Origin of the sequence: Streptomyces sp. NPDC005899 (assembly GCF_040629645.1) — a bacterium.
Taxonomy (GTDB): Bacteria; Actinomycetota; Actinomycetes; order Streptomycetales; family Streptomycetaceae; genus Streptomyces.
The window spans coordinates 1-9,092 of the sequence record NZ_JBEXWB010000264.1 but is presented as its reverse complement, the minus strand read 5'-3'; the positions used below and the strand labels follow the sequence as shown (position 1 = coordinate 9,092).

Annotated in this window: 7 protein-coding genes and 1 pseudogene; 4 read left to right on the top strand and 4 right to left on the bottom strand. The window is 71.6% G+C overall.

What is annotated here, in order from left to right:
* Positions 1-59 precede the first annotated feature (59 nt).
* The 4 genes from ABZ371_RS24230 to ABZ371_RS24215 are packed head-to-tail and all read right to left on the bottom strand — an operon-like array spanning position 60 to position 5,604.
* Positions 60-2,474, bottom strand: coding sequence for a glycoside hydrolase family 3 N-terminal domain-containing protein (locus ABZ371_RS24230; protein ID WP_358683194.1), 2,415 nt, complete (start codon positions 2,472-2,474; stop codon positions 60-62).
* Between the two features lie 52 nt (positions 2,475-2,526).
* On the bottom strand, positions 2,527-3,423 hold the full coding sequence (locus ABZ371_RS24225; protein ID WP_358683192.1) for a carbohydrate ABC transporter permease: 897 nt from the start codon (positions 3,421-3,423) through the stop codon (positions 2,527-2,529).
* 4 nt (positions 3,424-3,427) lie between these two features.
* On the bottom strand, positions 3,428-4,357 hold the full coding sequence (locus ABZ371_RS24220) for a sugar ABC transporter permease (RefSeq protein WP_358683190.1): 930 nt from the start codon (positions 4,355-4,357) through the stop codon (positions 3,428-3,430).
* Between the two features lie 2 nt (positions 4,358-4,359).
* Positions 4,360-5,604, bottom strand: coding sequence for an extracellular solute-binding protein (locus ABZ371_RS24215; protein WP_358683196.1), 1,245 nt, complete (start codon positions 5,602-5,604; stop codon positions 4,360-4,362).
* Positions 5,605-5,817: 213 nt separating this feature from the next.
* Between ABZ371_RS24215 and ABZ371_RS24210 the strand changes: the two genes are divergently transcribed.
* From ABZ371_RS24210 to ABZ371_RS24195, 4 genes and pseudogenes are all read left to right on the top strand, one after another.
* On the top strand, positions 5,818-6,876 hold the full coding sequence (locus tag ABZ371_RS24210) for a LacI family DNA-binding transcriptional regulator (protein ID WP_358683188.1): 1,059 nt from the start codon (positions 5,818-5,820) through the stop codon (positions 6,874-6,876).
* Between the two features lie 247 nt (positions 6,877-7,123).
* On the top strand, positions 7,124-8,209 hold the full coding sequence (locus ABZ371_RS24205) for an exo-alpha-sialidase (RefSeq protein WP_358683186.1): 1,086 nt from the start codon (positions 7,124-7,126) through the stop codon (positions 8,207-8,209).
* Positions 8,210-8,265: 56 nt separating this feature from the next.
* Positions 8,266-8,943 carry a uracil-DNA glycosylase gene (locus ABZ371_RS24200; RefSeq protein WP_358683184.1) on the top strand — a complete coding sequence of 226 codons (678 nt, stop codon included), beginning with the start codon at positions 8,266-8,268 and terminating at the stop codon, positions 8,941-8,943.
* Positions 8,928-9,092 (top strand): annotated as a pseudogene (locus ABZ371_RS24195) (ATPase); the annotation flags it as partial. The gene ABZ371_RS24200 and the pseudogene ABZ371_RS24195, both read left to right, overlap by 16 nt.

The window sequence follows — 9,092 nt, the reverse complement described above, 5'->3', positions numbered from 1 at the left end:
ACCCCGCCGGCCGCGGAGCGGGCGGGCTGGGGACGGATCGTCCCCTGCCCGCCGGTTCGCTACACGGGCCGGACCGCCTCGGCGGGCACCGGCTCGACGGAGGCCGAGCAGACCATGTGCCGCCGGTGGTCGACGGTGCGCTCGGGTCCGGTGAGCCGCAGCCGTACGGTGTGCCGGACGTCGGACTGGTCGCTGGAGGCCGCGAAGCGCAGTTCCAGCTCACCCGGCTCGACGATCCGGTGGCCGGCGGTCCCGGTGAACGACGCCAGGTCCGCGTGGAAGCGGAAGCGCACCCTGCGGCTCTCCCCCGCGGCCAGCGGCACCCGGGCGTACCCGATGAGCCGGGACTCGGGCCGGGTGGTCTGGGCGACGGGGTCGTGGACGTAGAGCTGGACCACTTCCGTTCCGTCACGGTCGCCGGTGTTGCGGACCGTCAGCTCCAGGTCCGCGGCCCCGTCGGTGGGCAGCTCGGCCGCGACCTCCGGGCCGGGCTCCCAGGCGAACGAGGTGTACGAGAGCCCGTGGCCGAAGGGGTAGAGCGGCGTCGGATCCAGGTTGCTGACCCCGTTGACACGGCCCAGGGGGGGCTGCAGGTAGGTCCACGGCTGGCCTCCGGCCCCGCGGGGGACGCCGATGGGGAGCCGGCCGGAGGGGTTGACCCGCCCCGAGAGGACGCCCGCCAGCGCGGAGCCGCCCTCCTCGCCGGGGAAGAAGGCCTGCACACAGCCGGCCAGCCGGTCCGCCCGGCCGCCGAGGGCGTACGTACGGCCCGTCAGCAGCACCAGGACGACGGGGGTGCCCGTCGCGAGCACGGCGTCGAGCAGCTCGGCCTGGAGCCCGGGCAGTGCCAGGTCCGCCGCGTCGCAGCCCTCTCCCGAGGTGCCCCGGCCGAACAGTCCGGCCCGGTCGCCGAGCACGGCGACACAGACGTCGGCGCCGGCCGCCAGCGCGGCGGCGGCCTCGATCCGGGAGGCGTCCGTGCCGTCCACGTCGCAGCCCTGGGTGTAGTCGACACCGGCGTCCGGGAACTCCTCGCGGAGCGCCTCCAGCAGGGTCGGCACGGCGATCCCCATGGGCGCCTCGGGGTGCTGTACCCCCACGTGGCTGGGGAAGGAGTAGCAGCCGAGCATGGCGAGTGGGTCGTCGGCGCGCGGTCCCACGACGGCGATCCGTCCGGTGCCGCTCATCGGGAGGGCGCCCTCGGGGTTGGCCAGCAGGACGCAGGACCGCTCGGCGAGCAGCCGGGCCAGCGCCCGGTTCGGCGGCGGGTCCAGGTCCACGGTGCCCCGCGCCCCGTCCGGTTCCACGCCTTCGAGCACGGGCGGCAGGGTCGCGCGGTCCGGGTCGAGCAGACCCAGCTCGCACTTCTGGAGCAGGACGCGGTAGAGGGCCCGGTCCACCAGCTCCTCGGACACGGCGCCCTCGCGTACGGCGGCGACCAGCGCGTCACCGTAGCTGCGCACGGTGGGCAGCTCCACGTCTACGCCGGCCGTGAGGGCGAGCCTGGCGGCGTCCGGGCGGTCGGCGGCGACCCTGTGCAGGGTCTCGAGGAAGCCGATGCCGAAGTAGTCGGCGACCACCGTGCCGGTGAACCCCCAGGTGTCCCTGAGGAGTCCGGTGAGCAGGGTCCGGTCGGCGGCGGCCGGGACGCCGTCGATCTCGGCGTAGGAGTGCATCACCGAACGGGCACCGCCCTCGCGGACGGCCATCTCGAACGGCGGCAGGATCACGTCGGCCATCTCCCGGCCGCCCGCCCTGACCGGGGCGAGGTTGCGGGCGCCGGCCGACGCGGAGTACCCGGCGAAGTGCTTGAGGGTGGCGACGATCCCGGAGGACTCCAGGCCCCGGACATAGGCCGTGGCGATGGTGGCGACCAGGTAGGGGTCCTCACCGATGGTCTCCTCGACACGGCCCCAGCGCAGGTCCCGTACGACGTCGAGGACGGGAGCCAGGCCCTGGTGGACGCCGACCGAGCGCATGTCGTCGCCGATCCGCCGGGCCATCTCGGCCACCAGCTCCGGATCCCAGGCCGCGCCCCAGGCCAGGGGGACCGGGTAGGCGGTGGCCCCCCATGCGGTGAACCCGGCCAGGCACTCCTCGTGGGCGACGGCCGGGATACCGAACCGTCCCGCCTCGACGATCCGGGCCTGGGCCTTGGCCAGCGCGGCGGCTCCGACGCCCGGGTCGACCGGGGCGGTGCCGAACGGCCGGGTGAGCTGTCCGAGTCCGCGGGTGCTGAGCTCCTCGAAGTCGACCGGGTCGACCATGTCGTTCTGGTGCGGTGCGACTCCGTCGCCGTCGGCGTCGGCGCCCACCCAGATGCCGTACAGCTGGGCGGCCTTCTCCTCGAGGGTCATCCGGGCGGCCAGGTCGGCCACGCGTGCCTCGGGACTCAGGGAAGGGTCGCGCCACGGGCCGTCGACGGCCGGCGCCGGCTCGGCCTCGCGGGCGGACGGGACAGGGTGGATTGCCATGGCGGCAGGGGTTCCTCTCATGAGTACGGTGGTCCGGAGCGGCAGGGACGTCCTATTTGCCGCCCACCCCCATCAGTCCGTTGACGAGCGCCCGCCGGGCCACGAGGTACACGGCGAAGATGGGTACGACGGAGAGGACGATCGCTGCCAGCACCGCGGGGATGTTCACTCCGAACTGGGTCATGAAGTTGAACAGCCCCAGCGTCAGGACGCGGTTCTCCTCCGACTGCGTGAGGATCAGGGGGAACAGGAAGCCGTTCCACGCCTGGAGGGCGGAGAAGATCGCCACGGTGCTGATGCCGCCCTTGGAGAGCGGGACCGCCAGCTGCCAGAGCATCCGCACGGGCGAGGCTCCGTCGAGCGACATCGCCTCGTACATCTCCTCGGAGACGTCGCGCATGGTGCCGCTGAGCACCAGGACGGCGACGGGCATCGCGAAGGCGGCGGTGGGCAGGATGATCGCCCACAGGCTGTCGTAGAGCCCCATCTTGCCGATCAGCAGGTACAGGGGCACGATCACCGCCTGCGCCGGGATGGCGACCCCCAGCAGGAAGGTCCGGAAGGCGAGCGAGGAGAGACGGCTGCGGGTGCGCACCGCCACGTACGCCACCGGGACGGAGAGGAGGAGGACGATGGCGACCGTGGCCACCGCGACGACGGCGGTGTTGCCGAGCAGCGTGAGGAAGCCGCTGTCCAGCACGGTGGTGTAGTTGTCGAACGTCGGATTCGTCGGGATGGCCAGCGGGTCGCCGTTCAGCGCCTCGTCCTGGTGCATCAGCGAGGAGGAGACCAGGGTGTAGAGCGGTACGAGGACGATGACGAGCCAGATCAGCGATCCGAGGCCGGCGACCGGGTTGCCCGTCCTGCGACGGGACCGGGGCACGCTCCTCAGGCGCCGCGGGGCGGACGCGGTGCGCTGCGGCGCGGCGGGGCGGGTGTCGATAGACATCTCGTCACATACCTTCCCGGGTGGACCGCATGGATCCGAACCCGCTGAAGCGCACGAGGAGCAGCGAGAGACCGGTGGCCACGATGACGAGCGCGGTGGCGATGGCCGCCGCGTAGCCGAGGTCGTAGGTCTGGAAGCCGGTCCGGTACATCAGGTACGGCAGGATCGTGGTGTCCGTGCCGGGTCCGCCCTTGGTCATGATCAGCACGGTGTCGAAGTAGGTCAGTGAGCCGACGATCATCAGCACCGACGAGGTCGTCATGGTGTGCCGGAGCTGGGGCAGCGTGATGTGGAAGAACTGCCGGACCATGCCCGCGCCGTCGATGGACGCCGCCTGGTAGAGGACCTCGGGGATCTGGCGGGCGCCGCCCTGGTAGATCAGCGTGTGGAAGGGCATGAACTGCCAGCCGCCGACGAACGCCACGACGAGCAGGGCGCCGGTGGAGGAGCCCATGACGTTCGGGTCGATGCCGAGCCAGGGGCCGATCTCCTTGATCACACCGAAGTTGGGGTCCAGCAGCGCGTGGAAGAGCATGGCGATCGCGGTGGTGGACAACAGCAGCGGGATGAAGAAGATCGCCGAGAGCACCGCCCGGGTGCGCTGGCGGCCGGCCGCCCAGACGCCCAGCAGCAGGGCCACCGGTGTCTGGAAGGCCCAGCTGATCGTCGTCAGCAGGAGGGTGAGCCAGGCGGCCTGGCCGAATTCGGAGTCCTTGAACAACCGGGTCCAGTTGTCGAAACCGGTCAGGGTCGGGGAGTCGAGCCCGTCCCAGGTCGTGAAGGAGAGGTAGACGGCGATCGCCAGGGGGACGATCGCGAAGAGGGCGAAGAACAGGATGCCGGGCACGGCCCAGCCGACCGGGGGGCGGCCGACGTTGCCGACGGCCGCCTTCCTGTCTCCGCGGCGCTTCGCAGGCGGAGTGTGGACTGACATCGTTACTTGGCGGCCTTCATCGCTGCGACGAACTGCTCGGGCGTGGTCTTGCCGGCGAACAGCTTGCTGATTTCGGTGAGCAGGGGGGTGGCGTACTGGGCTTCCAGCGCCTGGTCCCACGAGAGGGTGAAGCTCGGGGCCTTCTGGACCATCTGGTACTGGTCGTCGGCGAACTGCGGGTTGGGCGACGTGCTCAGCAGCGAGGCGGCGTTGGACGTGGTGGGGATGTCACCGTTGTCGACGAGGGCCTTGGCGTAGTCCTTCGACGCCATCGTCTTCAGGAACGCGATGGCCTCGTCCTTGTGCTTGGTGCGCGCGTTGACGGACCAGTAGTTGGTCGGGTTGCCCACCACGTTCGCCGGGTCGCCCACGCCGCCGGCCACCGTCGGGAAGGCGGTCCAGCCGAGGTCCTTCCTGGCGAACTCGGGGGCCTTGCCGAGCTGGGTGGAGTACTCCCACGAACCCATGAGGTGCATCGCGGCCTTGCCCTTGTTCAGCAGGGTCGGGGCACCGCCGTTGCCGTAGTCGACCGAGTTGAAGTTCTTGCCGAAGGCGCCGTCGTCTATGAGCTTCTTGACGGTCTGGGCCGTCTTGAGCACCGCGGGGTCACCCCAGCCCTCGGTGTCGCCGTTCTGGATCTTCCGGAAGATTTCCGGGCCGCCGATGCGGTCCAGGAGGTACTCCATCCACATCAGTTCGGGCCACTTGTCGGAGCCGCCCAGGGCGAACGGGGTGATGCCCGCGTCCTTGAAAGTGGTGATCGCCTTCTGGAGGTCCTCCCAGGTCTTGGGGGCCTGAATCTTGTGCTCGGCGAAGAGGGCCTTGTTGTAGAAGAGCATCACGGGCTGCATGCCGCGCATGGGCACCCCGTAGATCTTCCCGTCGAGACCGCCGGCGGTCATGACCGAGGGCAGGAAGCCGTCCTTGAGCGTGGGGTCGTCCTTGACCGTCGAGGTGAGGTCCACCAGGTCGTCGGAGTCGACGTACGGCTTGATGGAGCCGCCGCCCCAGTTGAAGAAGATGTCGGGGGCGCTGGGCGATCCCATGGCGCTGCGCAGCTTGTTCACGTAGTCGGTGCCGGGGACCGACACCAGCTTCACCTTCACGTCGGACGTCTTGTTGAACGTGTCGACGGCCGCCTGCTGGACCTTGACCGCGTCGTCACCGTAGACGTATGCAGTGAGGGTGCCGGTGTCCGAACCGCCGGCCCCGGAACCACAGCCGGCCAGGAGACCGGCCATCGCCATCGCCGCGCCCGCCGCGGCCCATCTCGTCGTACGCGTGCCCTGACTGAAAATTCCCGACCGCATGACCGCACCTCTATCGAATGTTTCGGCGTGCCTTTCGAATGTTGCCGGAACCGTACGGTCGCGTTTCGGGCTCGTCAAGAGGGTGGGAGCAAGGATTTACGATCTCTGCCCACATGCCTGCTCGGAGCGGCGGGAGGCTACGATTCGTACATGAGCCCCGCAAAGGTCCAGCCCTCACAGGAGAAGGTGTCCGTCGACGAGTCGTCGGAGAGCACCGCCACGCTGGCAGAAATCGCCCGAGCGGCCGGAGTCTCGGCTCCGACAGTTTCGAAAGTGCTGAACGGGCGCGCCGACGTAGCCCCGAGCACGCGCGCGAAGGTGGAGGAACTGCTGCTGCTGCACGGTTACCGCCGCAGGCGCGGCGCCTCCCAGCAGTCGCAGCTCATCGATCTGGTCTTCCACGAGCTGGACAGCGCCTGGGCGATGGAGGTGGTCCGGGGAGTCGAGAACGTCGCCCGCAACGAGGGGCTCAGCCTCGTGCTCTCCGAGAGCGCCGGGCGGCTCACGCCGGGCCAGACGTGGGTGGACGGCGTCCTGGCCCGCCGCCCCGCCGGGGTCATCCTGGTGCTCTCCGACCTCGACGCGGCCCAGCGAGCCCAGCTGAACAGCCGCTCCATCCCCTTCGTCGTGGTCGACCCGGCCGGGGACCCCGGTGACGACATCCCGTCGGTCGGGGCCGCGAACTGGCAGGGCGGCCTGGCCGCCACCCGCCACCTGACGGGCCTGGGCCACCGACGGATCGGTGTCATCGGCGGGCCGGCCCGGATGATGTGCAGCCGAGCCCGCCTCGACGGCTACCGCGCGGCCCTGGAGACCTCGGGCGTGCCGATGGACCCCGGTCTCGTGCGGGAGGGCGAGTTCAACCACGAGGACGGTTACACGGCGGCTCTGGACCTGCTGCGCCTGCCCGAACCGCCCACGGCCATCTTCGCCGGCAACGACCTCCAGGCACTGGGCGTGTACGAGGCCGCCCGGGAGCTGGGTCTGCGCATCCCGGAGGACCTCAGCGTCGTCGGCTTCGACGATCTGCCGCTCACCCGCTGGATCGGGCCGCCGCTCACCACGGTGCGCCAGCCGCTGATCGAGATGGCCGAGACGGCCGCGCGCCTGGTCCTCGACCTCGGGCGGGGACGGCAGCCGGCGACGACCCGGGTCGACCTGGCCACCAGCCTGGTGGTCCGCAGCAGCACGGCGCCGCCGGCGCGCTGACCTTCCGGCGGCACGCGGGCGCGGGCCGGCACTCCGGCACGGCTTCGCACTACGGCACGCGCCCCCGCACCTCGGCAGCCCCTCCGAGCGGACCCGGAGCGAAGGCGTGAAGGCCGGGCCCGCACCGTGCCGGTCCGGCCGGAGGCCGTGTGCGACCCGGCCGGACGCCGCGGGTGCGGGCCGCTGTCAGTGGCCGGGTGCAGACTGGCCCGTATCCGGCACAACGGCGTTTCGGGAGGTCTCTGCCATGACCGACGTACTGCTCACCGTAGGCACGCGCAAAGGGCTGTTCATCGGCCGCAGGCGCGGTGCGCAGTGGGAGTTCGGGGAGCCGCACTTCAACGCCCAGGCCATCTACTCCCTCGCGATCGACACCCGGGGGGCGGCGCCCCGGCTCCTGGTCGGCGGGGACAGCGCGCACTGGGGCCCCTCGGTGTTCCACTCCGACGACCTGGGGGCCACGTGGGTCGAGCCGAAGCAGCCGGCCGTGAAGTTCCCGCAGTTCACCGGCACCTCCCTGGAGCGGGTCTGGCAGCTGCACCCGGCCGGGCCCGAGGCTCCCGGCGTGGTCTACGCCGGCACCGAGCCCGCCGCGCTCTTCCGCTCCGAGGACGGCGGTGAGTCCTTCGAACTGGTCCGGCCGCTCTGGGAGCACCCGACGAGATCGCGGTGGGTGCCGGGCGGGGGCGGCGAGGGCCTGCACACCGTGCTGACGGATCCCAGGGACGCGGACGCGGTGACCGTCGCGGTCTCCACCGCGGGCGTGTTCCGCACGAAGGACGGCGGCGAGCGCTGGGCGCCCGCCAACAGAGGCGTCTCCGCCGTCTTCCTGCCGGATCCCGACCCCGAGTTCGGCCAGTGCGTGCACAAGGTCACCCGGGACGCCGCCGACCCCGACCGGCTGTACCTGCAGAACCACTGGGGCGTCTTCCGCAGCGACGACGCCGGGGACAGCTGGACCGGCATCGGCGCCGGCCTGCCCTCGGACTTCGGCTTCGCGGCCGCCGCCCATCCGCACCGCGCGAACACGCTCTACGTCTTCCCGATCAACGCGGACGCGGACCGGGTCCCCGCCGGCCGCCGCTGCCGGGTCTTCCGTACGCAGGACGCGGGCGAGAGCTGGGAGCCCCTCTCCCGGGGCCTCCCGGACGGCGACCACTACGGCACGGTGCTGCGCGACGCCCTCTGCACGGACGACGCGGACCCGGCCGGCGTCTACTTCGGCAACCGCAACGGCGAGGTGTACGCCAGCGCGGACGACGGCGACAGCTGGCGGCAGCTCGCCTCGCACCTGCCCGACGTCCTGTGCGTGCGAGCGGCGGTGCTCTGGTGACCGGCGGATGACCGGTGTGGTCGTCACACCGGTGGAGCACCAGTAGAGTGCGCCCCGTGGCAGCACGACCGTTGAAAGAAATCGTCGAACCCGGGTGGGCGCCGGCCCTCGAGCCGGTGGCCGAACGCGTCGCCGGCATGGGGGACTTCCTGCGCGGGGAGATCGCCGCGGGGCGCACCTACCTCCCCGCGGGTCCGAACGTCCTGCGGGCGTTCCAGCAACCCTTCGAGGACGTACGCGTCCTGATCGTCGGGCAGGACCCCTACCCCACGCCGGGACACGCGATCGGCCTGAGCTTCGCGGTGGCACCTGACGTCCAACCGCTGCCGGGGAGCCTGGAGAACATCTTCCGGGAACTCCAGTCCGATCTCGGCGTCCCCCGGCCCTCCAGCGGCGATCTGACGCCCTGGACGCGCCAGGGGGTCCTCCTGCTCAACAGGGCGCTCACCACGGCCCCCAGGCGGCCGGCCGCGCACCGGGGCAAGGGCTGGGAGGAGGTCACCGAGCAGGCCATCCGCGCGCTGGTGGCCCGGGGCACCCCGCTGGTGTCGATCCTGTGGGGACGCGACGCCCGCAATCTGCGGCCCCTCCTCGGTGACTACCCGGCGATCGAGTCCTCGCACCCCTCCCCCATGTCGGCGGACCGCGGCTTCTTCGGCTCGCGCCCGTTCAGCCGGACCAACGAACTCCTGGAGCGCCAGGGGGCGCAGCCGGTCGACTGGCGACTTCCGTGACTCCGGCCGGGCCGTTCGTCCTCGGTGTCGACTCGGGCGGATCCGGGCTGCGCGTGGCGCTCGGCACGGCCGGGCCCGGGGCGCCGATCGCCACCGCCGTCTGTGCGGAGCCGGTCCGGACGGGTCCGGACGGCATCGACGCGGGGCAC

Bases quoted from the DNA above. Each gene is read 5' to 3' on its own strand.
- ABZ371_RS24230 (WP_358683194.1), bottom strand. From the start codon at position 2,474: ATGGCAATCCACCCTGTCCCGTCCGCCCGCGAGGCCGAGCCGGCGCCG.
- ABZ371_RS24225 (WP_358683192.1), bottom strand. From the start codon at position 3,423: ATGTCTATCGACACCCGCCCCGCCGCGCCGCAGCGCACCGCGTCCGCC.
- ABZ371_RS24220 (WP_358683190.1), bottom strand. From the start codon at position 4,357: ATGTCAGTCCACACTCCGCCTGCGAAGCGCCGCGGAGACAGGAAGGCG.
- ABZ371_RS24215 (WP_358683196.1), bottom strand. From the start codon at position 5,604: ATGGCGATGGCCGGTCTCCTGGCCGGCTGTGGTTCCGGGGCCGGCGGT.
- ABZ371_RS24210 (WP_358683188.1), top strand. From the start codon at position 5,818: ATGAGCCCCGCAAAGGTCCAGCCCTCACAGGAGAAGGTGTCCGTCGAC.
- ABZ371_RS24205 (WP_358683186.1), top strand. From the start codon at position 7,124: ATGACCGACGTACTGCTCACCGTAGGCACGCGCAAAGGGCTGTTCATC.